At 48.8% G+C, this 25,078-nt stretch carries 19 protein-coding genes; 1 reads left to right on the top strand and 18 read right to left on the bottom strand.

Annotation, left to right across the window (positions count from 1 at the left end):
• Nucleotides 1-70: 70 nt before the first annotated feature.
• From PAEVO_RS33705 to PAEVO_RS06530, 7 genes are all read right to left on the bottom strand, one after another.
• Complete coding sequence (locus PAEVO_RS33705) at nt 71-3,133, bottom strand: glycosyl hydrolase (RefSeq protein WP_100536825.1); 3,063 nt, start codon at nt 3,131-3,133, stop codon at nt 71-73.
• 20 nt (nt 3,134-3,153) lie between these two features.
• A complete protein-coding gene (locus PAEVO_RS06555) occupies nt 3,154-4,155 on the bottom strand; it encodes a glycoside hydrolase family 130 protein (RefSeq protein WP_100536824.1) in 1,002 nt (333 codons plus the stop codon).
• Nucleotides 4,156-4,188: 33 nt separating this feature from the next.
• Complete coding sequence (locus PAEVO_RS06550) at nt 4,189-5,016, bottom strand: carbohydrate ABC transporter permease (protein WP_100536823.1); 828 nt, start codon at nt 5,014-5,016, stop codon at nt 4,189-4,191.
• Nucleotides 5,017-5,029: 13 nt separating this feature from the next.
• Nucleotides 5,030-5,932 carry a carbohydrate ABC transporter permease gene (locus PAEVO_RS06545; RefSeq protein ID WP_100536822.1) on the bottom strand — a complete coding sequence of 301 codons (903 nt, stop codon included), beginning with the start codon at nt 5,930-5,932 and terminating at the stop codon, nt 5,030-5,032.
• A gap of 73 nt (nt 5,933-6,005) precedes the next feature.
• Nucleotides 6,006-7,376 (bottom strand): ABC transporter substrate-binding protein, encoded by a 1,371-nt coding sequence (locus PAEVO_RS06540; RefSeq protein ID WP_100536821.1) that lies wholly within the window; start codon nt 7,374-7,376, stop codon nt 6,006-6,008.
• A 197-nt stretch (nt 7,377-7,573) separates the two neighbouring features.
• A complete protein-coding gene (locus tag PAEVO_RS06535; RefSeq protein WP_100536820.1) occupies nt 7,574-9,220 on the bottom strand; it encodes a response regulator in 1,647 nt (548 codons plus the stop codon).
• Nucleotides 9,217-11,022: a sensor histidine kinase gene (locus tag PAEVO_RS06530; RefSeq protein ID WP_243390651.1), complete on the bottom strand. Its 1,806-nt coding sequence runs from the start codon at nt 11,020-11,022 to the stop codon at nt 9,217-9,219. Before PAEVO_RS06530 ends, PAEVO_RS06535 begins: the two co-directional genes overlap by 4 nt.
• Before the next feature lie 270 nt (nt 11,023-11,292).
• Between PAEVO_RS06530 and PAEVO_RS06525 the strand changes: the two genes are divergently transcribed.
• The gene (locus tag PAEVO_RS06525; protein ID WP_243390650.1) at nt 11,293-11,607 is read left to right on the top strand and encodes a hypothetical protein; all 315 of its coding nucleotides are present in this window, start codon (nt 11,293-11,295) and stop codon (nt 11,605-11,607) included.
• 112 nt (nt 11,608-11,719) lie between these two features.
• Here PAEVO_RS06525 and PAEVO_RS06520 read toward each other — a convergent pair whose 3' ends face one another.
• The 11 genes from PAEVO_RS06520 to PAEVO_RS06470 all read right to left on the bottom strand — a co-directional run bounded on the left by PAEVO_RS06520 (nt 11,720) and on the right by PAEVO_RS06470 (nt 25,023).
• Nucleotides 11,720-12,169: a DUF1569 domain-containing protein gene (locus PAEVO_RS06520; protein WP_100539345.1), complete on the bottom strand. Its 450-nt coding sequence runs from the start codon at nt 12,167-12,169 to the stop codon at nt 11,720-11,722.
• A 185-nt stretch (nt 12,170-12,354) separates the two neighbouring features.
• Nucleotides 12,355-12,816, bottom strand: a complete 462-nt coding sequence (locus tag PAEVO_RS06515) for a hypothetical protein (protein WP_100536818.1) — start codon at nt 12,814-12,816, stop codon at nt 12,355-12,357.
• Nucleotides 12,817-13,028: 212 nt separating this feature from the next.
• Entirely contained in the window at nt 13,029-13,685 is a 657-nt protein-coding gene (locus PAEVO_RS06510; protein WP_100536817.1) for an RNA ligase family protein, read from the bottom strand.
• Nucleotides 13,686-13,699: 14 nt separating this feature from the next.
• Nucleotides 13,700-14,659, bottom strand: a complete 960-nt coding sequence (locus tag PAEVO_RS06505) for an AAA family ATPase (protein WP_100536816.1) — start codon at nt 14,657-14,659, stop codon at nt 13,700-13,702.
• Between the two features lie 197 nt (nt 14,660-14,856).
• Nucleotides 14,857-15,999 carry a GntR family transcriptional regulator gene (locus PAEVO_RS06500; RefSeq protein WP_243390649.1) on the bottom strand — a complete coding sequence of 381 codons (1,143 nt, stop codon included), beginning with the start codon at nt 15,997-15,999 and terminating at the stop codon, nt 14,857-14,859.
• A gap of 107 nt (nt 16,000-16,106) precedes the next feature.
• Nucleotides 16,107-17,699: an ABC transporter substrate-binding protein gene (locus PAEVO_RS06495; protein ID WP_100536814.1), complete on the bottom strand. Its 1,593-nt coding sequence runs from the start codon at nt 17,697-17,699 to the stop codon at nt 16,107-16,109.
• 65 nt (nt 17,700-17,764) lie between these two features.
• Nucleotides 17,765-18,661: a carbohydrate ABC transporter permease gene (locus PAEVO_RS06490; RefSeq protein ID WP_100536813.1), complete on the bottom strand. Its 897-nt coding sequence runs from the start codon at nt 18,659-18,661 to the stop codon at nt 17,765-17,767.
• Nucleotides 18,662-18,699: 38 nt separating this feature from the next.
• Nucleotides 18,700-19,659, bottom strand: a complete 960-nt coding sequence (locus tag PAEVO_RS06485) for an ABC transporter permease (protein WP_100536812.1) — start codon at nt 19,657-19,659, stop codon at nt 18,700-18,702.
• Nucleotides 19,660-20,082: 423 nt separating this feature from the next.
• A complete protein-coding gene (locus PAEVO_RS06480; RefSeq protein ID WP_100536811.1) occupies nt 20,083-23,325 on the bottom strand; it encodes a PQQ-binding-like beta-propeller repeat protein in 3,243 nt (1,080 codons plus the stop codon).
• 557 nt (nt 23,326-23,882) lie between these two features.
• On the bottom strand, nt 23,883-24,083 hold the full coding sequence (locus tag PAEVO_RS06475; RefSeq protein WP_243390853.1) for a DMT family transporter: 201 nt from the start codon (nt 24,081-24,083) through the stop codon (nt 23,883-23,885).
• A 133-nt stretch (nt 24,084-24,216) separates the two neighbouring features.
• Nucleotides 24,217-25,023, bottom strand: a complete 807-nt coding sequence (locus tag PAEVO_RS06470; protein WP_100536810.1) for a helix-turn-helix domain-containing protein — start codon at nt 25,021-25,023, stop codon at nt 24,217-24,219.
• Nucleotides 25,024-25,078: the final 55 nt, after the last annotated feature.

The raw sequence follows: 25,078 nt of genomic DNA, 5'->3' as shown, positions 1-25,078 counted from the left end.
AATGAGGGTAATTCCACAAAAAGGGCAGATTCTATATACGAATTTGTTCCAGGGTGTTTCCTCTTCAGATTCATATCCCGGAAACCAATCTTGGAACATGTGACAATCCGAACCGAACGAAAGCATATCGGTTTTGATAGATCGGGGTGTCTGGATCGAGATCCTTATCCGTCCAACCGGGTTTATCCTTAAAGCTGTCGGGGCCTACCTTAAGCGGCTCCCCTTTCACATGGTGGTGCGGACCGAGCAAGTTTCTGCAGCTCCCAATCAACTCAAGCTCAATCAGGTTCTCTCCGGTTTGGAGATATCCTGAAATATCCGCCTCATACGGCTCCCATAAGAAGGAGCGAATTTCTTTCCCATTGATGCTTAGTCGCGTAACAATTGCATTCGGCCTAGAGCCAAACTGCCATAACCAGGTCGCTCGATTATCCGGTCGAATCGAAATCGTCTGCACAAGCCGAATGCTTCCTGCAAAGAACGGCAAGCCCTGACGGACCAGATCATCCGCCAGCGAGCATTCTTGCTGAGGTTCGGATAGCTTGAACGGACCATCCGTATAGAGGATGCCAGCTCCCCCATCAACGAACGCAGATTCTGATGTTACCGCAAAATCCCCGATGATATAAACGCTCTCGAGCTCCGTATCAAACGTAAGCTTATTCGCTTCAGCTTCAAATTGATCGGCACGCTCCATTGCCGCATACGTTTCGGGCGCGTTCCAAAAATCCAGGGCAAGCCTGATGGTATTACGACCGCGCTGAAGGCAGCCTCTAATATCGATCTTCTTGAAAGCAACGTCTCTCCACCAGCCACAGCTATGAGATGCTACTTCGTTTCCGTTCACCCGGATATTCGTTTTCTCCGGATTCTCCATGACAAGATACAATTCCCGTTCAATGACTGGATCGAAAGTTACGGCAACCTCGAATTCCAATTCGATATGCACGGGCGCTCCGATCTTGAGCAGAACGTCCTGAATAAAAATAAGGGGCAGAGGTTCAGACCACTCGCCATTCTCCACCCGATACCTGCACGTATCCAGCGTTAAGCTGTTATCATCGATATAATCGATACTCCACTGCTCATCCAAGAGTTGAATATGAGTTTCGGCATTTCCGCAATCGAGTTCCGTTACCGTATTGGAATCGGAATCGTTCAGGGCCTCATCATCCGGCACAACTCGGATCACATAGGATTGCGCTGGGTGCAGCGTCAAGTTCAGCCGAATGCCGTCCGCCATTACTTTATGGTTCAACGGTTCGAGCCCGCCGCTCTCCAAATGAATAAGAAAGGGCCTACCCTTTCGATAAATAGTTACCTCCGTATCCGGATATAGCTCTTCTCCCGAATTCACCAGATAATAGAGATAAGAGTCGTCCAGCTTAAGGGTCTGAATGTTAAGCATATCCGATGCAATGGGATTCCACTGCCCGTCATTTACAGAGATCGAAGGGGAAACGATGCCGGACATCATTTTCGCCAAAGATAACCGGTTCCAGGCGGGTTTCAATGCAGCTCCTATTAAATTAATAATATCTTTGCTCTGTTCTCCATTGATCAGGTACGGATAAGGCTCGAAAGCGATCAACGTTCCTCCCTGAAGAATAAACTGATGGAGCAGATTCACGGTTACTTTATTTAAGGTAACACAAGGAGGTATGACAACAATCCGATAGTCGGCCTCTCCTACAATGAATCGTCCATCCGCTACCTTACCATGACGTTCCATGATTCCCTCGCTGCCGTAATCATGCTCGATAAACGATTGGCACAGCCAGCGGGACAACTGGGCAAACGATTGATGATAAGGTTCAATCCGGCTGGAGTCTGAGCCCGCTTGCTCCACCCAAGCGGTCCGGATGGGATGCAGCAGCAGTACATCGGCCTGCCGTGTGCCCTCCACAAGCAGCATGGACAAACGGGCAAAGTAATCGTTAAAGTGGTGATAGTGCTCCCACCAAGGCTGTTGATAGAACAACGATGGTGGATAATCCCGTTTCCGCAGCCCTCTAAGCGAATAGGCCTGCAAATGCTGACACATGAGATTCATCCCGTGAACGAATTGCCATTCCCCGATCCGCTTTAAATCCTGAAAGCTGATATTCCAGCCGGTGCAGCCATAACTCTCGGTGATGGCTTGTTTTTTGCCGAGCTGACGCACAACGGAGCTGACTTGCTTGGGAACAAGCGGCTCTTCGCTGACCGAACGGCCGAGCCAGTCGCAGCCGGGGATTTGCAGATACTCATAGAAGAGCAGCGGATCGCCTACCGAAGTCGCTTGGCTCATTAGCGTTTGCTCGTCCACGACATGTCCGGCGGAAGACCATCCCCTCTCCCCGCACCAAACTCCGATCTGCTTGGCGTAGGCTTCAGTGAATAATGCGGTAACGCAAGACCAATAATCATACCTTATCTTGCGACAGTCATTCGTTTCCAAGAAGAGTCCAGGTAGTGCTTCAATCAGGGAATATCCATAATGGGTTTCAAAAGCTTCTTCCAGCTCCAGCGACCACGGAAGATCGCCCCGTCCAAATTGCGGTTCATCCGTGAATATCCCCTTTAGAACCGAACCGTATTTATTGCCGAACTTCGTCCAGTAAGCTTCGTAGATGGTTGTAATGAACGCCTTTACAGCCTGTTTGCTTAGCGTGTCGATATAGTAAGGATTGATCTCGTAATATACACGAAAGTCAGGACTGCGAGGATCATCCGGAGTGAGTAACCGCAGCTCTTCACCGCTCAGAACGTAATAGGCTATCGTCACTTCATTTCCGTCCTTAAACGGAGCCCATTCATAAGCCAGCCGCTTCTGCTGATAAGCAGGGCCAAGTGCGGGCACCTTTCCGTCACCGAAACCGCTGGGCCAGCCGTTTTCGTCGTACAGCCATGCCTCCAGCCCGAGCTCCTGACTTTTCTCGATGCAGACCTGTATGGCCTCCATCCACTCCTCACCCATATAAGGTACGGTAAGTCCTCCCCTGGCATGTATGAAAAAACCGCCGATACCGGCCTTGTGCATCTCTTCGATCTGCCGTAAGAGTTCATCCTTATTCAGATCGTCATTCCAGGACCAAAATGGCACCGTTCGATAACGAGCAGGAGGATGCTGCAGAAGATTCCAAATCGTCATTTTCTTATCCTCACCTCGCACTAGTCATTCAGACATAATGTAATCAAATCATCGATATGTGCCGTGGCCAAACATTCCACCGCATCCGCTGAACCGTAATAAATTTTAACCTCGCCATCATCTTCAAGTATCATGCCGCCAGGAAAGATCACGTTGTTCCGGAAGCCCCCTTCGGTCTCGTAACGAACCTCAGGTGCCAGTAAGGGCTCCTTATACAAACCGATGATTTTTTTTGGATTATCCAGATCCAGCATCATCAAGCCGGCGGTATAGCGTTTTTTCCAGGAAGATTCCCACCCGTTCTTGCCCCTTTCGGGATCAAGATCCACCGCATGAAATGTTGTAAGCCAACCATGCTTTGTCTTGATCGGAGGAGCTGCTGGGCCAATCTTGTCATTGGCAAATGTGACGTCCTCGACCGCTAGAAGTAAATTGGAATTTCCCCAATACTTCAAGTCCGGCGATTCCGATATCCACATATCAAACCGATCGACTCCTCCTCGGCTGTACACCGTGAAGGGCCGCTCCAGCCGCACATAGTTGCCGCCAATCTTCTCGGGAAACAGCACCATGTTGCGCAGATCCGGCGTCGACAAACTCAATATTTCAAAATTCTCAAAATCGTCCGTAACCGCGACGCCTCCGCGAATGCCATGCTGCGTGTCCACGGCAAAACACATGTAACAGCGACCGTCGATAACGGTGAGCCGAGGGTCATACGCCCGAATGATCTCTTGGTCATGCAGCTTGAAGCACGGCTTTGGCTGCACCTCCCAATGAACCCCGTCATCGCTGAAGGCGACGCCAAGGTCGGTGGTATGATGGGGATCGAGCGTCTGGCGTTCTGCACTGCCGTAGTCGTTACGAAACACCATCACGTATTTTCCGTTGAATTTAGTCACGCCTGCATTGAATACAAGCGCAGTCGGGTATGGAACGCGGGCCGCATCCAGAATCGGGTTACCCGGATGACGCCGAATCACGGAACTAGAGATGAGATTTCCAATATGAACTGAATTCATAGCATGAGCCTCCTGGTTGTGGATAGGATGCCGCTAGCCCTTTAAAGAGCCGGCGGTCATTTGCATAAAGGATTTGTTGGCAAATATATAAGCGATAAGGATCGGGAGAATGGACAGGCACGCCCCGGCCATCATGAAGTGGGTCTGTGAAGCGGCTGCGACACCGTACTTCAGATTGGCAAGGCCGACGGTCAACGTCTGCAGCTCCGGTTTGCTGAGCGTAAACACAAACGGGAGCAGATACTCGTTCCAAGCACCGCGGAAAGCAAACAGTGCACACACGCCAAGCCCGGGCGTAAGCAAGGGAATGATGATTCTCCAGAACGTTCTGCCCGGCGAGCACCCGTCGATACGCGCGGCTTCGTCCAACTCCTTGGGGATCCCGCTCATAAAGCTGAGCAGGATGAAGAATGCTGAAGCATGAGCACTGATTAAAATTAGGATTACGCCCCACAGCGAGTTATGCAGATGAAGCTGAACCATGAGGTCGAATTGAGGGCGCAGCACCACAGCGCCGATGGCGACAAACATCGTAAATGCCTGCAGGCCGACGTATAGCTTTTTACCGATAAAGTCCATTCGGTTCACGACGTACGCCGCCATGGAAGCCACCAATAACGTTCCGATGGTCGCGGCCCCGGCAACGAACAGGCTGTTCAGCGTGTAGGTTGAGAAATTCGCTTGTTCCCAGGCTTCGATATAGTTGGAGAACTGCCATTCAGCCGGCAGAAATGTGGCTCCCGCCGTAAGCTCGGCATTAGTTTTGAAGGAGCCCAGCAAAGTGATCACCACGGGAAACAGCGTTAAACATGCGACGACGAACAGAAACGCCCACAGTATAGTATTCCATGCGATTCTCATGAACGTTTCCCCCTTATTCGTTATGACTCATGCGTTTCGAGCCATAGAAGTAAAGTATCGTAATGACGCCGACGATCACGGCCGTAACAAATGCTACCGCACTGCCATAGCCGAACTCCTGGATTTGCGTGGATGCCGTGGAGCCAGCCGGCGGGAAGAACAACTTATATACGTATAGGAACATGACATTGGTTTTTCCGATCGGACCGCCATCGGTCATCACCATGATGCTCTCATAGCCTTTTAGCGCATTGATGATGGCCAACATGATGATCATTTGCATCACGGGCCCCAGCATCGGAACGGTAATGTACCGAAATTGCTGAAATTTGTTTGCCCCATCCAGCGCCGAGCTTTCGTAGACATCTTCGGGGATGTTTTGCAGCCCCGCCAGAAACAAAAGCATGTAATTGCCAATTGCTCCCCACACGGCTACAAGAATAACGGTCAGCATGGCATAATCCACGCCCAGCCAATCGATGGCATTCCCGATGATTTGATATTTCAGCAGGAACTGATTGAGAATGCCATTATAAGAATTAAAGATCGTAAAAAACACGACCGCCATCACAGCGGTGCTTATGATTGTCGGCATAAAGAATATCGCTCTCAGCAAATTTCTGCCTTTGATCCTCCAATTCAGAATAACGGCCAAGATCAGGGCGAGCGGTATCGACAGCAGGAGTTTGCCTCCGGCATAGATGAACGTGTTGGCTACGGATTCCCAGAATTGATGATCCCTCATGACGCGTTCGAAATTGGCCAATCCTACGAATCGTTCGGCGCCATATCCTTTATAATCGTAAAACATATACCTCATGGCCCACATGATCGGGTAAATGCCAAGAACCATGGTCAGAATAAAGCTCGGCAACAGAAAGCTGTATGAAAAAGCAACACTCTTCGCTTTATTCATATCCTCTCAACTCCTTGCGGTCTCTTTAGAATGTAAGAAAGGATGGAGCATGCCCCATCCCCCATGAATCTATCTATTTAGCGTATTGTCCGGCAAGATCCAACGGATTAAAATCTGCCATCGGCTCCGCCTTCACTTCCCCGCTCGCAATGGCAGCGTCCAACGCGGCATTATAGCGGGTATTCAAGTCGTTGATGATGGAATCCAGATCGCCTCCGCTTAGGATGTATTTGAAGAAGGCGTCATCCGATTTCATGCCTTGTACCGGCACGGTCGGATAGACCGGCCAGACACCGTCGTACTTGTTGGGCAGGAATCCGTCGATCCCTTTCACTTCGGGCTTCACCGCAACCGCGCTGACCGAAGGTACCATCGATATGCCGAATCCCTTCTCTTGGTACTGTTGTAGGATCGACTCATCGTACATATACGTTAGGAATTTCCATGCCGCTTCCTTGTGTTCCGACTCCGAGCTAATGGCCAACCACTGCCCGCCAAGGAAGCCGGAAGCGCCATTGAATTGACCGTCTATGGAAGGAACGGGTGCCGCTGCCCAGTCGATTTTTGCCGGGAATTGCGATTGGTAGACCCCAGCCTCAGCGGAAAAGGATAAGTACATGCCGATTTTCCCTTCGGCGAATTGAGCACGCAATGGATCGATATCAAGCGATTCGACACCCGGCAGCATGCTTCCGTCGTCCTTGATTTGCTTGAAGGCTTCCATGATCGGCTTAAAGCCGCTGAAATCGTAACGGGCCGTCTTAAAATCATATCCAAACCCGCCGTAACCGCTCACCTCTGCGATTACTCGCGCGGAACGCCCCAATGCACTGGAAGGATTTTTGAAATTCTGGGCGAATCCATAGGCTCCGCTTGCCTTCCCTACTTCGGTTATTTTCTTGGCTGTCTCGACCAGCTCATCCAAGGTGGTTGGCGGCTGCTCAATACCCGCTTTGGCAAAGAGCTCTTTATTATAGATCAATCGCATCGTTGTGCCGTAGTTTGGCAGGCTGTAGCGTTTTCCCTCAAAACGGTTCAGATCCTCCATCACCGGAAACTTTTCTTTCATTTCGTCCGTCAGGAACTCGTCGATCGGTGCCAGAAATCCTTTTTTATAGAACGTCTGTATGGTGTTTTCTTTCACGCGGATAACATCCGGCGGCTCTGAAGTCTGAAAGGACATGTCGAGCGCTTGATCGAAATCATCACCCTTGATGACCAGCTCCACCTCGATATTGTCCTGGTTCGTTTCGTTGAATGTCGCGATGGTCTCTTTGACAAATTCAGAATCATGGCGATCTCCGGTCCAATAAGTGATCTTTGTCTTGGCATCGGTTTTGGAATCCGCTCCTTGATCCGTGGATTTCGGGCTACCGCAAGCTGCGAGACTTCCCGAAAGCACCAAACACATCGCGGATATAAGGAATTTCTTGCTTAATTTCATCCATGTTACCTCCCTTTTTTTATCTACGGAATCTCGTTCTTTCTCTCTCATTATAAGGGCCGCCTCTCACTCGCATAATGCGGGTAACCACACATCGAGGGCAGGTTTCCCCATGAATCCGTCCCTTCACAAAACAAGCCCTGCATCCAATAAACACGGAAACAAGGCTTTATCGAAATATGATGATTGACTCGCAGTTAGTCCAGGTCCATCGGTGTGCTGACCTTCCCCGTACTATACAGCTTGAACTCGGATGGGGTCATATTGGTATGTTTCTTGAAGATTTCGCTAAAATAGCGCCGATGCTCATACCCAAGCTCCTGAGCGATCTCCTGTACCTGATAATCATCGATCAGCATTTCTTTGGCTTTTTCCATTCGCTGATGAATCACGAATTGTTGAAAGGAGATATTCAGCACTTTTTTGAACAGATTCGAGAAATACCCTGGACTGATATTAAACTGCTTCGCGCAAACATCCAGCGTTAAGTTTGTATGTAGATGCGCACATATATAATCCTTCGCCTGATAGATCAATTTCGTTGATTCGTCCGAGCGCTCCTGCTCGACCCAAGAACAAGCTTCAAGGCATATCCCTTTTACCGTATCCCGCATGATCTGGAACGAAACAAGGGTGGAACTCTTTACCGCGTTCCATTGTTCCTCAAGCCTCTTTACTCGTTCGTGAGGGAATAACTCCGACATGACCCTGCATATCTTGGATGACAGCTCATAACATAAATTTTCGACTTGCTGCGGCTTTGGCAGCGGGTCACGCTGCAATATATCATTAAAAATTTGCTCCAGAATCAGCCGACATTTTTCCCGATGCCCGGAGCGTAAAGCAAACAGAAATTCTTGTTCGGTTGAAGCCGTATAATTCAGCAGGGTTTTCTCCTCAACCGAGGAACCGATATATCTGTTTACGCCATTGCCGTCCGTATAGAAATGATATTCCATTGCATTCAGGGCCTGCTGGTACGAATCGGGTAACTCATCAATCGAAGTGACGCACATGCCAATCCCGATGGAGATGGTTGAATGCGTAAATTGGTAAATGTTCAGCCGGCACGCTTCCGATATTTGCTCCGCCCTCCCCATATCCTCGCAATTGATCAGGCAGACAAAACGGTTCAAGGCCTCGCTAAAGACGACGCCACGAGTAAAAGTCCCTATCGTTTCTTCCAGAATATTTCGGAGACTGAACCGGATCAGCTCCACTTCGCGCGCAGGCTGCTCTTTATATTTGTCCATGAAACGGTCCAGTTCCACGATGAAGAGATTGAAATACTGCGGCTCAAGCTTAATACCGAGTGTTTGCCATTTCTGATAAGCCGCTGCAGCATTCGTACGGTGATGGATCAACAAAGATAAATATTCTTGCTGCAAGACCGGCAAGCTTGTTATCATATTCTGCTTCAATTCCATGAGCTTGCTCTGTTCCTGCCGTTCTTCTTCGTAAGCTGCCTTTGCCTTTAACACCACCTGTACGATTTCATCCATGGAGAACGGTTTCTTGACAAAATCAAATGCGCCTAGGCGAATGGCTTGCCTCGTAAACGAAAAATCGGTGTATGCGCTGAGAATGACAATCTTCGTGGAAGGAGAACTTTCGAGAATTTCTTGCGTCATGGCCAAGCCATCCTTTTTGGGCATCCGGATGTCCGTAAGGACAATGTCAGGTTTCATCTCCTTAACCAGGCGAATCCCTTCCTCGCCATCCAGCGCCGTACCAACGACCTCAATATGATGTTCCTTCCATGGCGGCTTTCGGGCGATCATGTCGACCACGCTGCGAATATCATCGATGATGCATAACTTAATCACGGGTGATTCATTCATCATGATTCACTGTCTCCTTCTCTAATCGGCATCCATATTTCCGTTCTTGATCCTTTGCCAGGAAGGCTGGTCAGTTCAATTCCGGCTTCATCGCCATAGAAGAGACTGAGCCGGTTCACGATATTATTCAAGGCATAACCCTTCTTGGAGACCGGCGGCTGCAGCATCCCCTTCCTTACCTTAGCCGCATCCATGCCGATCCCGTTATCCTCTATAATCAGGTGCAGCCGTTCGTCTTGCCTGTAAACCCGCACAAGGATACAACCTCCAGCGCTTATATCCTTAAAACCGTGTTGAATGCTGTTTTCCACGATTGGCTGCAATAGAATTTTGGGCAAAAGGCTATTTAATAACGAGTCGTCGGTCACGGTAACTTCAAACTCAAACAGACCTTCATAACATTTTTGCTGCAGGAGACAATACTGTTCCACATGCAGCAGCTCATCCTCCAACGTGTTCCAATCCTTGCCTCCGCTCAGCCCTAACTGGAACATCTGGGACAAGGACAGAATCATCTCATTGACCTCATCGTTCTCGCCTAAAACCGATTTGCAGTATATCGTATTGAGGGTGTTGTATAAAAAGTGCGGCTCCATCTGCGCGGTCAAAGCCCGCATCTCCGCCTTGCGTTTCCCGGATTCGCTCAGCCGTACATCATCGATGAGGCGGTTGATTTCATCCAGCATTCGGTTGAATTGATAACCCACCTGCGCAACTTCGTCGGTAGACCTGCTGGCAAAGCGGACATTCAGGCGGTTGTCCTCGACCTCCCGCATGAGTCGTTGCAGTTTATATAACGGATTTAGCAGGATTCCCGTCAAGTTGGTAGATAGAAGCCAGGTTAGAAGCAGAAAGAACAGCATGATATAAAAGGTGGTTCGCTTGACGCCGTTCATTTGTTCGAGCAATTTATCCTTCTGCTGAATGCCGAACAGGCTCCAGTCCTTGACCACGGCGGATCGGGTGTAATTCACCAGGTAATCGGTTTCGTCAAAATGATGAAAGAATGAACCTTGGTTACCTTCTGAAACATTGTACAAGAACGGTTTATCTTTCATAAGATTGTGGTTGGACGACCATGCCGTCCGAATCACTTCCTGGCCTTTCGAATCGATGACAAAATAGTCGCTGTCATCGTTCGATGAATGCTGGTTGACCGTGCCGATCAATCCGCTTTCGTTCACGTTCACCACGATGAATACGTTGGTATTCGAAACGTTCTCCTGCGTTCCCTTGGTAACAAAGGAAAGCGTGCGGCTGTCCCCGGTAAAAAACTTGTCGGTGTGCCCCTTAACCCAAATCCCCCCATAGCTCTCTTTCACATCGTAATACATGCCGGATTCATAAAAGGACTGCGTCTGGGAACGGCGCTGCGATACCGGATAGAAATCTCCGATAGGTGTGGCAATGAGAATGCTTTCGATTAGAGGTTCGTTAAAGGAAACTTGCGAAAACACATACTGAAGCTCGGACAAATGCACGTAATAATTTGAGATGTCGTTGCTCTGCACATCCAGCATCATTTCCTTGAAGGCGTAACTGAACATCAGGGAACGAACCGAATTGGAGATGCCGGCCAGCTTATCGTCCAGAATCTGAGTCGTTTTGTTCACGGTCTCTTGTCTGGATTCAAATGCGTTCTTCTGAAGCTCCTTGGAAGCGATCCAATAGGTTGTCATTCCTACCGCTCCGATTGCAAGCGTTATCATAATAGCGAAGGACAAGCGAACTCTTTGTTTAAACGAAATGCCGTAAATCCATCGGCTGAACTTTCCCGTTACACGTTCTAACCTCCGTCGTCTCATCAATGCTCGATCAACCTCTCCTGTAATAACATGAAGACTTGCCATGATTAAACGAATCTATTGCGGATCATTTTACAATAAAATATCAAATTAGCAATAGCATATTTATTCCCTCTCCCTGTTAATTTCGCAGATCGATCCATTTCATGATATGGAAGGTAGCGATAGTAAGCTTTCTTATTGGTGCCGTGATGGGTTTATGCTACCATTTAGAAAAAAGTAAGGATTCAAGAACCCGAGCCGCTCCAGTGTTTACCAGATTCGGATGCATTGCTGAACAATCCGGACGCGGAGCTTACGATTTATCTGGATACGTTAAAATTAGATGAGTTTGCACCGCTGGAATTTACGATTACCCAGGGTTATAACGAGAACTCCAGAAGCCTGGATGCAAGGCTGTATTATTTTGAAAACCAGGAGGTGAATGATAACCAGGGACGTATCGAGTATAGAGGGAATGGCGTATTTTACGTATATTGGATTGGATCAACGATGGATGGCAACTATTATGACGGCAGTAAGCCGGATACCCGGCTCGAGCTGGAAGGCGAGTTTACGATGGAGAAATACGAGGATTGGATATAAAGAGATACATACATAAGCTGCAGTAGAACCTCCGACCTCGTAGAGCCAACATTCATGGTGTGCTGGCTCTGCGAGGTTATATCTGCATCATGACTACATAGGTTCTTGAGCCTTATACGCCGAACTGTTTTAAATGATGGTCCAGATGCTTGTATAATCCTACCCCCCATTGCTCCGGGGTCATTTTACCGAAGAATGGATGGGGATGTGTGGTACATTTCTTGGGTCCGTTGTTTTGGAACGCTATAATTTTTTCTTTCAATTGTTCTTTTTCCGTTTCAAATTCTCTTGGATCCGCAATCAAAATGTCCGGAATGGTAGACATATTGCGGGGTAACGACTTTTCGTTATAAAACATGGGCTTCGCGAATTTTCCTACCAATATACCTAACCAACCTCTTGGAGGATTCGTGATGCCCATGGCTATGTCTTGGAACGCGGAGCAGTGAGACAGCATTTGGGCAACATCCATTTTTCCCCATAACGGCTGTGCTTGAGAGCTTAATGTGTCGATTCGGTTTAATATTCGGGTCATATCCAAATGATTGTACATATTATTCATGATTTCTCTCCCCATAATGAAGTTCATGGCTAAACACCTGATTACATTATAGCTGACCCATCTTCGTGACATTTCTTCTTGATTGCTTTCTTGATTTTAATTTTTAATAAAAGAATTAATAGCATTAAACCTGTGAAGCAAAGTGAACTGCAGCCAATACATGAACAAAGTGGGATACTAGTTCCCTACAACCATCTCATAAAAAATCCTTTTGAAACCTTCACCTGTCTTTCTTGTGCCCAGGTCTCCAGCTGCCTAATTCCCTCCGCCTGGTCCTCCGCTAACTGAAAACAAAACTTCAAGGGAACTATTGCACGCCCTTTCGGCTTGATCCCGATCACCGGTTTCCTGTCATGATTGATCAGTAAACATTTCACAGCTTCAGCGTTAATAACTGTACCGTTTATGACGATTCCTTCTTGAGCCATTTCCATCACGCCTGGTTTCATTAGATAGGTTCGATATACGGAGATGATGAAAACGGCCGAACAAAAAACTGACCATATGATACTGAAATAATAAAAGACATCCTTTTCCCCGTGGTGTCTCATGATATTTCCAAGAAGAATAGCGATCAAAATCAACATCGAAATCATCAGTCTGACCCCTGACGGAGCAGAAACTCGAAACATCCTCTTCTTATTCATCTTATCTCCTATCCTGAAATCATGATGGTTCTGTTGTTCATCCTTATGTATAGGTTCATTATACTTGAACTAACAAAATGTGGTAACCAAAAAAACAATAAAAAAAGCCCCGATATAAGCGGCAGCTCATGTCTATGTATTCACTTCGTCTCATATAAAAAGCAATCAGGAATTACATGATCAACACCTCATTCTCTATAAATTATCGATAATTATTCAATCTTACTGTTGTATTCCCCGACAGCCAAACGATTCGGTTCGATCGGTTTGCTTAGCCAATGCTCATCGGTTTGTACGTGATTCTTGCGCACGAACTTGGCAACGCTGCGTTTAAAATCGTCATAAGCGAATGAGGAAGCCCGCCGAACCACATAACCTTCCTGTTCCCCTCCGCAGTTTGACTGCTTCGTATAACATGCCTTGGCGGCTGCCTCGTCCCAAACTCCCCGGTACAAGACAGGAACTGTTACTAGCCCCAGACGCTCCGCCCAAGCCTCCGTCTCATCCCACGACAAGCATACATTATCCTTATTCCACACCGAAAACAGCATGTAATAGTCAGGCAGCGCCCCATACGAGAGCGAATGCTTGGCATATACGTTTTCCCCGCAGAGTCGATAACCTTCCGGAATTAAATACTTGATGCCACCATGCAGTGTCTTCACATAATGACGGGAAGGATGATCCTTGCTGTCCAGGGACCTGGCATGGATGAAATCGGGGTACATCGTGGTGTTCTCCCCGTCCATTTTCTCGGTAATGACAACTTCCCGCCCCGTAAAATGGTCGGTATTCCGTAAAATCTTATCGTCATCCGTATAACCTCTGGACCATGGCAAATGCATCGTTTTGGGATACTTCATTTTCATCGTTGTTCACCTCCTTATTTGCCGTAGGTATCGGCTTCCGCGAAGAAATACAGCTCAGCCAGCATATCTTCGCCTAACAAATGATAGATTTTGGATGCCCCGGCATCCCCTCCATGCAAAATTTCCATATGAAAGTTCACTAGTTGAACGACGTGCTGAATAAATGCATGTTCATAACCGAGATCCTTCAATGTATGGCAGGTTATGCTTGCCGATACATGCTCGTGACCATAATAGGAATAGTACCCTTTTGCCTGCTTCCATACTTTGCAGAACGGCTTACCCGCGTCATGGAACAGCGCAGCTAATTGCATAGCCAGCAGATGCTCGCCTTCATAGAAAGCATTTATATATTCCAGCACGGCAAACGTGTGCTCCGACAACGTCTTGGAATGATGCGGATTCTCCTGATCATATCCCAGCATCATGTTGAAATAAGGAGATTGGGACAAGTAGCCGAATAACTCATCATGACCCGGTTTGCTTGTTAGCAGCACTTCCAGTTCTTCTCTTGTAAGCTGAGTTTCGCCCTGCTCGTGAACAAGATGCAAATCACTGAATCCTTCTCCGATGACAGTAAATTCAAGATTCTTGGCATACTTCGTCATGATCTTCTCATCGAGCCGGCGTTTTCGTCGTTTAACTCTTTCCAGAGCCACTTCATAAGGGGCTGTGCAAATATGGCATTCCACCGATCTATCGCCAAATCGCTTCAGGAACTTCTGTCTCCGCTCCCGACTGACATTGGTGGCATCAAATACGACATTTCGCCTTGACGCAAGCGCCTGTTCGATCGCGGCGAACGCTTCGTCAAATACCAGATACGTGTTTTTCTGTTTGGATTCGCTGCCGAACAATCTTTCACGGATCGAGTCCGTCGCAACGATGACGGCACGCTCGCTTTTGCATAGTTGTTTGGCATGATAGCTTTTTCCGCTGCCGGGTATCCCCACCAGCATATGAATCGTACACATGTTGTTCACCTCCTTTCATGTCTTGGTTCGCTTGGTGTCATGTTTCGCTTATCGGACTCCTTACCTCTAAATAATGTACCATCCTTGCAGCGTGTTTGAGTAAGTAGAAAATTTTTATACTCAACTTTTACATGCCTATAAAAAGGCTGATTGCGCGCAGGTAAAGAGTCTACCCGGCAATCAGCCTTCATATCAATCTACTCCGTGACTTTCCCTTTTGGAGGAGGAGCGGTTGTATCACGCTCCACCAGCTTGACGGGGATCAATGTCCGGTCCGGTGTCTGTTTCCCTCTCTCCAGCCAGTTTACTACATGTTCGGCCGCTTGGCGTCCAATCTCGTAAAAATTCTGCTCAACGGTAGTCAGCGGGATCATGACATGTTCTGTGACAGGGTTATTATCAAAGCCTATGATCGATATATCCTCCGGAATGCGGATCCCTCGTTCCAAACAGCGGTTCAGCAAGTTGGCGGCGATCAGATCATTCTCCGTCTGAACAGCCGTTACCCCTTCCGCCTGATAAGAGTCCAGCAGCTCATTATAAAATTGCTCAAAGCCAACCTTCTCCCGATAATCCTTCATATTCAGCCTGATATAACGGCTATCGACGGGAAGCCCGTGGTCCTTCAGCGCTTGGCAGTATCCGAAATAGCGGTTGCGCACCGAAGAGGTTGATTCAATGCTGACCGCTGTCAGAAACGCAATCTTTCGATGACCGAGCTCAATCAGCCTGGATACGGCTTGATAGGAACCGCCCAAATTGTCGGAAACCACCGCCCCTAACGGCAGGCTGTCAAAATATTTATCGATGGTCACGATTGGATAATCTTCAAGGCAAAGTCGATGCAAAATGTCATAGTTCGTCTGATCGTTCCGCGGATACAATATGATGGCCGCAATGCCCTTTCGGGTCAGCATTTCCAGCAGATCGCGTTCTTTCTGGGAATCATAATCGCTTTGGTGAATGCTCAAATAGTAGCCGTTCGCGTTGAGCCAATCCGAAGCTCCGCGAATATATCCCATCGTACCGCGGTCGTCTTCGGAAGGCAGGATAAGCGATATCATTTTTTCCGTTCCAACCGACCGCTGCTCCTGTCCACGTTGCCGGGGTTTGACAAAGCTGCCGCTTCCCTTGATGCGATAGATAAACCCGTCCCGCTCCAGTTCCTCGAGCGCTCTTCTTGTTGTAATACGGCTCACGCCAAAGGCGGAGCTCAGCTCGGCCTCCGTTGGAAGCTGGGCTTCAGGAGGATAGTGGCCTGATGAAATTTGCGATTTCAGCTCGTCCATAATCACGCGGTACAGCGGTGGTTTATTGTCTTTGGTCAACTTGGTTCTCATCCCATCTTTATCTATTTTCCAGTGTTCATCTTGTCGTACTAAAATTATAGCGTTTGCATCATTGGCATGTAAACTGCTCCTATCCTTCGTTCTTTGCGCCATTTCGGTTACTTTACATTGGAATAACGTTCATACTGCGCCCGTTTGATATCCAGGTATCTCTGGGCTCCCATTTTATCCAGGGTCTTGACGTAGTTATCCCAGTCCGTGTCCAAGCTGGCTTTCCCCGTCACAAACTTCACCCGCATCTCCTCAATGTATTTATTAATGTCGGTCAGGATCGCGCTCGTTTGATTGGCTTCGTCATCCGTGGGAACGAAATCCGGCCAAAGCTCTTTAGGCGCCAGCTGATCCAGTTCAGCCGGATCTGCCTTAATCTCGTCGGCTACCGTCGTCCCGCGCGCCGCCATCCGCAAATCGTCGTCAGGCTCAACATACGGATAATAAGCACCATACACATTATCGACATATTGGAAAGCACCCAACTGCACGCCACCCTTGTAGTTTAAAATCTCGTCCTTGTATTTCGGTTTGCCGTCAACCAAATCGTAGGTTTCGCCCTCAAGTCCAAAGGTGGCGAAGTTAATCCCTTCCTCCCCATAGAAATAATCAATCCACTTGATGGTTTCAACCGGATATTTGTTTTTGTTCGTGATGACGAATCCAAAGATTCCTTTCGCCGGCGGTCCCAGCACCCCTGCGACTTTATCCCCATTAGGCCCCTCGAGGGCATGAATGCCCACATAGTTCTCCGCCGCATCCTTACCGATATATCCCGGCCCTTCCCAAACAAACGAACCGACCAGATTGTTGGAACCGTCCGTAGACCACTTCGCATAATCGTAGCCCGTCGTGAAATTCTGCTGGGCCAGCGACCCGTCCTTATACAGATCGCTCATGTAGCGGAGCAGCTCTCTGTACTTTGGATCATTAAACGTCGTCTTGACCTGTCCGTCCGCATCCTTGTATAGATATTGGCCGAATGCCTTGGCACCGCCTTCTCCCATACCAAAGCTGCCGGCCAGGAAGCTCTCCAGGAAAGTCCAATAGGAAGACTCGAGCACCCAGCCCAGACGCGAGCTGTCCTTCTCCCGCACCTTTTTCAGCGCCTGGCGAAACTCCTCGGTCGTCTTCGGAACCTCAAGGCCCGCTTCATCGAGCCAACCCTTGTGGATATACAAACGAACGGAATTAAACGCTTTCGAGAAATCAACGTAAGGCAGGGCATAAATATGTCCGTCCGACATCGTGATGGCTCCCCTGATGTCCGGATTGTCCTTCAGCAGCTTGTTCAAATTCGGCGCATGCTGCTCAATCAGGTCTTCAAGCGGAACAAACAAACCCTGTTTGCCGTATTTCATCAGCTCGTCGGTGCCAAAGGCAATGCGATAGAATGCATCCGGCAGGTCGTTGGAGCCGAGCATGACATTTTTCCTTTCGGTCACGGCGGAGCCCGCCAGCTCCTCAAATTCGACTTCAATACCGGACATTTCTTCGTATTTTTGCCACATCCATAATTGATCGACCGGAGGATGCACATCGGTATATCCGCGCTTAACGATCCTTAACTTGATGCTGCCTGGATCTCCGTCCGATCCGGCTGATTCCGGCTCTGCCTTCCCTCCCGAACCGCTGCAGGCGGAAAGCGTAAGCGAGAACGTCATCGTTAAGGCAAGCAGAAGCTTCATTCCTTTTCTCATTTCCGTATCCCCTCTTTCCATGAGTTATGAGTTCCAAGCGGTAATGACCGCTCCCTTTATCGGTTTTACCCTTTGATAGCTCCCACCATGATGCCTTTCTCAAAGAAACGCGACAGCAGCGGATACAGCAGGAGCAGCGGCAGCGCGGATAATACGACGATCGCATATTTCAGGCCTTCCTTGACCATCATCTGATCCGCATATTCGGCACCGACCGATATTCCGGCCATTTCCTTGAAGTCGTTCTGAACCAGTATTTCTCTTAAAATCAGCTGCAGCGGAAATTTATTTCGATCCGTCAAATAAATCATGGCGTCAAAATAAGAGTTCCAGTGGCCGACCCCGTAGAACAGGATCATGACAGCAATGATCGGCATAGACAAAGGCAGGACGATTCGGTACAGCATATGAAAATCGTTGCAGCCATCGACATAGGCGCTCTCTTCAAGTTCCACCGGAATCCGGGTCTGGAAGTAGGTTCGCATGATAATCATGTTGTAGGCGCTGATCGCACCAGGGAGTACCAAGGCCCACATCGTATTCAGCAAACCAAGCTCCTTGTTTACCAAATAAAGAGGGATCAACCCACCGCCGAAAAACATGGTAAAAGCAAACAGAAGCGTAAACAGTCCCTTGCCGTAAAAGCGCTTTCTGGACAGCGGATAAGCGCCAAATACCGTCATCATAATATTGATCGCAGTCCCTATGAATGCGTAGAGGAGTGTATTGGCATACCCTCTCCAGATCTCGCTGTTCTCGAACACCTTGGCATAGCTGTCCAGGTTGAAACCTGCCGGGAACAGCAGCAGCGGCTTGTCCCATATTTGGCGCGGATCGGAAAATGAAGCAAACAAGACAAAGAGAAGCGGGTACAAAATAATGATGATCACGAGGACGGACAGCACTAAAATGATGATATCGGCCAGCTTTTCTCCAGGCGTTCGTTTGACGTTCAGCAGCACGGCTTACATTCCCTCCTTAATCCTGCACGGTCGAGTCTTTACCATAGGCTGGTCTCCCCCGCCTTGCGTGCAACCGCATTGACGATGATCAGGATAATAAAATTGATCACATTGTTGAACAGGCCCACGGCCGCGGAAAAGCTGTACTGGGTGTTAAGCAGCCCGCTCTTGTACATGTAAGTGGAGATCACCTCGGAGGTTTCCAGGTTCATCGGGTTTTGCATCAACAGGATTTTCTCGAAGCCGACACTCATGATGCCGCCGGCGCTCAGAATGGACAGGATTACGATGGTCGGAACGATACCGGGAATCGTAATATGCCATATTCGCCGAAATTTGCTGGCCCCGTCCATATAAGCCGCCTCGTACAGGTCAGGCGAGATGCCCGATATGGCAGCGCTGTAGATGAGCGAAGACCAGCCAACTCCTTGCCATACACCCGACCAGACGTACAGATGCCAGAATTTCGATGGCTCTGCCAGATAATCGACCGGTTCCCTCCCCAAGGAAACAAGGATGGAGTTGAAGACGCCATTCGTCGGTGAGATGAAGAAGAACAGAATACCGACCGCGACCACAACCGAAATGAAGTGTGGGGCGTAGGAGATGCTTTGGGCGAATGAGCGGAATTTACGATTTCGAATCTCGTTGAACAAAAGCGCAAGCAAGATTGGAGCGGGAATGCCAACCAGCAGTCCGTATAAACTGATCCCGATGGTATTCTTCAGAATCGTCCAAAAATAATAAGCGTCAAAAAGCCGCTCGAAGTGCTCGAACCCGACCCATGGACTGTTCCAAATGCCAAGCCCGGGCATAAAATCCTTGAACGCGATCTGGACGCCGTACATCGGCCAATAATGCCAGATCAAAAAATATAGCACCGCCGGCGAGATAATGATGTACAACCCGATATTTCGCTTAAGCTGCCTTTTTACATGCGTCCATGTGTTGGACTTTGGAGCGGGCTGTGGGGAAGCCGAGTTTAATCGGGTGTCCATGCTTTGTCATGACCTCCTTTTTCTCGATCAAATTGCGTCAGCAATATTAGCCATGTTGGGCACTAATATCGGCTTGCTTGGTAATGCACCACCTCCTTCCCGACAACTTGTATTAACATTTTTTATACACCTGATTATTTGTTATAACACATTCTAGTTAGGTTTTATTTTCCAGTCAATATGACATCGAAAAATTGCTACTTTAGATGTATAAACCGCACATTTGTTATGACAAATTTCGACGGTACCCCATTCCATATCATAACGGAAGAAAAAACATCGTTTCATGCTTGTTAGATGAAGAAACTTGTCTTTATGGAATACAAAAAACAGCCGCGCGATTTCACGCGGCTGTTTCTAAAATATGGACGAAGATATAGAAGCAAAGTATCGTGTTTACGAAGGACTAGAGCTTTCGCCCGCTTACAGGTGACCTGCCAGTTTGGCAAGCACTTCTGCTTGTTCACCCGTCAATACTTTGCCTGATTGTGCGCTGACTTCATGGGAAAAGGCGTTCAGCATGCCTTCCTTGGCAGAGGAGTCTCCTCTATTCTCGGCCTCTTTGGCATGGAGGAGTTTCGTTGACAAAGATTGTGCGAGTCCCGGGTGACTCGCGGCAAAATGCTCTGCAAGCGCGGACAAGCTATCATAAGTCACGGACACCTCGAAACTAAAGACCGCTTCCGTTTGATTTCCCGCCAGATCGATTGCCGTTACGGACATATCATGGGATCCCGGCTCGAAGGAATAGGCAGGGCGTTCAATCAGTGGACGAAGACATGGATTCTCAGCTAACCCGGACAAGCTATCGTCGGCGCTGCATGAGACGTATACGGAATCGGTAACCGTGTACTGTCGTTCCCCCGTGAATTCTACTACCGGAGCCGTCTTGTCAATCTGCACCTTCATCGTCCCCGGAACCTCAGGCACGCCTGAGAAGTTGGTGGCGGAATAGGTGACCGTCGTAACGCCTTCCTTCGTGATTTCAAGCTGAGCCGTACTCCCTTTTACTGTGGTTTTCTCGATCGGTTGTGCCCCTTCCGCGTAATATTCGATCGAATAGGCACGGTCGGCAGAGATGGACAACGACACATCGGAATTCACCCAGCCGTTCTCGTTGGGAGATGGCGATGGGTTTACCGTTGAGACTGGCGGCACACTGTCTTTTACCGTTACAAAGAAATCGTCATAATATGCGGCTGCCACATTGTATCTGGAGGTTACCGCGATCAGTTTAGCGTAGGCTGCATTGGCCGGCGCCTTGCCTCTAAGCGTCACTTTCTGCCACTGGGCCAATCGCGATTCATCCAAATGGGTTTCCAAGGTGGAGATGGTCCCGTTATTGCTATCAAAGAATCGGAACATAAAGCCCGGCTGGCCGGATTCAATATAAAGATTCATGCCCGCCGTATATTCCTCTCCCGGGATAACGGGAATCGGATCACTCTGAACGGCAACGGATGCCGTTCTCAGAGTGTCCGTAATCTTCAGGCTGTTCGTTCCTGTGAAACTGCGTTCTGTACTGAGATCATAGCGGTAACCGTTACCGGGAGCGAATAGCGGGCTCCATCCCTTTAATGCCTCTTCGAAGCCCGGATTAGTAACAGGAACAGCCGTATGCGGCGGTTCTTCCACGACTTCTCCGTCAACTTCCATCCGATTCAGAATCGTGTTGGTTTGCATATCTGTGAAATACAGGTTCCCGTCAGCATGCAAATCGAATCTGGAGGTGTCGGCCAATGTGCGATGTTCCAGCGTTTCAGGGTCTATGACCGTCAGTTTGTTGTTAAACAGCACATAGAGCAACCCATCCTCCGACCAACGCAGCGGGTGATGCGCCCATTGGCTGAAGTTTAAGCTTGGATACACCTTTTTGCTTTTTACTAATTCATAGGTATCGGGATCAATTGCAAAAATGTATTCATAGGATGCCCCCCAGATCAAACCGTCCGGACCGGCGGAAAGATCGCCGATGAATATCGGTTTATCCAATCCGGGAACCCTGAGCGGGAATTCGGTGATTTTTTGCTGCTTCTCCTCATCCCATACAAAGATTTTCGCTTCCGCCTCGGTCGGCTCGGACCCGAGTCCGCCCCGAATCGTCGTGGAGCCGAACACCTTGCCATCATGAACCGTGGTGCTGAGCACGCTCTGATTCTGGACGACATTGCGGTGAACGTTTATTTCACCGGTAGCGGTGTCATATACGGTCAGGGAGCCGCCCAAGGTTCCGTAACCGGAAATCGTTGAAATGTACAATTTGCCTTTTGAACTGGAGATATCCACCAGCCTCTCCTGATCATTGCCCAGGACGGCCAATCTCTTCGGATTGTTCATTCCAGGCTCCGTCGATAAATCGAACTCGTACAGTCCGCCCTCCGGATACACGCCCATATACACCTTATTGCCCACGGCATGAACGCTATCGGCTTGACCGATGCTGAACGGCGTCGCTGTTTTATCCGTCAGATCTACGAGCGAAGAACGCGCCTGCGAGCCGGTGGTGATCAACTGTGTATCGGATACGCTTTTCAATCGGTTTACAACGCCGGGCAGACCCGGAATGACCGGCGGCATCAGATGTACCTGTTTGGTGTCGATGTTCATGATCGTAACACCGCCGTCATATCGGACGGTAACCAGATTTTTGCCCGGGTATTCCGGATTGTTCGGAAATTCCACCCAATCTACTCCCCGAAATCCGCTGTTGTACTCCATTCCGGTCAACTCGACCTCATGCGTGGCAAGATCAAACGTTTTCAGCTTCTTGTCGGACATATAATACAGTTTTCCGTCAAGCGAGTCCGTTGCGTGCAGTCCCGTTACGTTCTCCAGCACAACATCCAGCCAGCTTTCCGTCTGCGTATCGTAGATAAACGCCTCTCCAGGAATGCCGCTTCCGTCCGTATATCTGGCAAACAAATAACGGTTATCAATCGTGCTCAAGTCATATACGGTGTCTTCCTTAACCGGCAAGGAAGCAGCGATATTCGTTTTCTCACCTGTCGTTAAATTCACGCGTACGATCTGCTTATGTGCGGTACCGGCATAGATATTGCCGCCCTGGTAAGCAATGGAGCGCACATATTCCTGATCAAGCAATCCGATGACGCGGCCATAATCTTTTGTCTGCTTTGTAGCCGGGTCGTACTGGTACACTTTGCCGCCGGGATAGGTTCCGACATACACACGGCCCTGTTCATCCGTAGTGATGCTGTTCGGGACCGACTGTCCGTCAAACTGCGCCACCTGCACAGGGACATGAGTAACCGGAGAGTAACTCCACAGCCTTGCTCCGCCGCCGTCAGCCGCAAGGAACAATGTTCCGTCCGGTGCCGTGGTATGTGCCCAGGAGCTTTCAGAAGGTCCGATCGGAATGCTCCGCAGCAGTTTATAATCCTCCAGATCAATGACGTTAAGATGACCCGGCTTCCCTTTACTGGTCGCGTAAAGCACGTTGCGGCCCTCTTCCTTGCCGGTGGTACCGTTGAACACGGCCACCGTATAGTTGTTAGGGACCAGAATTTCTTCCGGTGTCCCATACGTTTTTTGAGCCAGCCTGCTCTCCCCGGAAGCAGCTGCGACACCACCGCCTCCCGAGCATGCCAATATAAAACAAATTGCAAACATCAAGACTTGGTACTTGCCACCCTTTCTAATTCTCATAAATAACCTCCTTAGATTCAATCGTTGTCTTCCCGAAAGATCGCTCCACATGCAGACGGATATCGAACGGGCGTTCAGTCTCTGTTTTTATATACGGAGCCTCCTTTTTTGATGGATTGATAAGCCCCTTGTAAGTAGAAAATAGAACATGGACGGGGGCCATCTGGCCCGTATATTAGGCAAATACCAAGATGGTGTCAATCGATATTTATCATGCTTCATTACATTTGTCCTGTTAGGGGTCCATGTGGATTTTGCAAAAGAAGTAGAATAATCGCAAAGTCTTCATCGCATTTTCAAGCTTTAAACCAAATAGGAAAATATCAAAACGCAGCGGGTTAACGACAAAGAAAGCCGCAATTTAAGCGGCCCGGCGTAAAGTAAAGATTGGTATCACTCGCGGCATCATTCCCACTTTAGGGAGCTCTTTATGAATTTCCTCAATTTGCGTGCATAATGAATTTCCTGAATAACTTGGTTGCTTCATATAAAATACTGCGAGGGGATAAAAAAATAAAAGACTGCCTCTCAGCAGTCCGACTTGGTACTTTTGAAGATTACTTAGGTACGGCAGCAACTCTTTCTTTCCTTGTTCGTCCGCCACGATTTGTGATAAATACACCGGATAAAATGAGAATCAAGCAGATAATCAGGCTCCATCCAATCGGTTCATCCAGCAGTGTATATCCCCAGATCATCGCCGTTGCAGGAACAAGATAGGTGACGGATGTGGCGAACTCGGGGCTCCCTTTCTTAATACCTTCTTTCTATATTAGGGGCATACTTACAAGTTAACATCTCATCAGGGAAGTTGTACAAAGCGATTCTAAACGGAGCTCTTGCATGCAGCTTCTCTTGGAATGATTCATTCATAGTACTTAAGCCAAGCATTCATGTAGGCTTGCACGCCTGGCGGTACTGCCTTGGTGAAACCCCGTACTGTTTGCGAAACTGATCGGCAAAATGATTGTAACTGTTAAACCCGACATCCTGCGCGGCTTCGTTCGCCGTACGGCCGGAATGGGTCATCAGTAAGGCGGCATGGCGAACCCTCATTTGATTCAGATGCTCCAAGATGGTGTACCCCGTTTCTTGCTTGAACAAATGGGCCAGCCTGGACCCCGATATTCCGATCTCTCGCGATATGGCGTCAATTCGAATATCTTCTTTTAACGAACGGGACAACAGACCGAGGGTCTGCTCGACTCTGGGATCGAGTCTTTTGTGCGTGCGCTGTGCAAGCAGAAGCAAAATCTCACGCAGGGCGTTCTGACACAGTGCCTCCCACAGCTCTAACCGGTCCAGCGAATCTTGCAGCACATTCCGAAATGCTAGCTCGACACGTCTTCGGACATGTTCATCGGGCAGGGCTTCAACCAGGAACTCCTCGTTTCGGAGCAGCCTGTTTTCCGGAAGCCCGGGATAATGGATCCACAGGAAGTTCCAGCGTTTCCCCTGCACAGTCCCGTATTCGTGAGCGATGTTGGCTTGCAGCAGGCCGAGCTCCCCGGGCCCACAGCGTTTCTCCCCGGCAGGCGTCCGGAAATAGCCCTCTCCATGCAGCGTGTAGACAAGCAGCCAATCCTGCATCCCGTGAGGACGACGCAGCCGATAAGCATCGTCTTGATCGAAATGGTCGCCGAATATGGTGCCGGTACTTTCTAAGGATATGCCTTCCCGTCCGTCAGGCGTTCGCACAAACCTCTCCTCCTCTGTACCTCGAATAGCAGAATCCCGGTAATTATAAGCAGAT

The organism is Paenibacillus sp. GM2FR (genome assembly GCF_002803325.1).
Lineage (GTDB): Bacteria > Bacillota > Bacilli > Paenibacillales > Paenibacillaceae > Paenibacillus_AQ > Paenibacillus_AQ lautus.
Note: the sequence above shows the minus strand (reverse complement) of the source record. Positions and strands in the feature narration are given on the sequence as shown.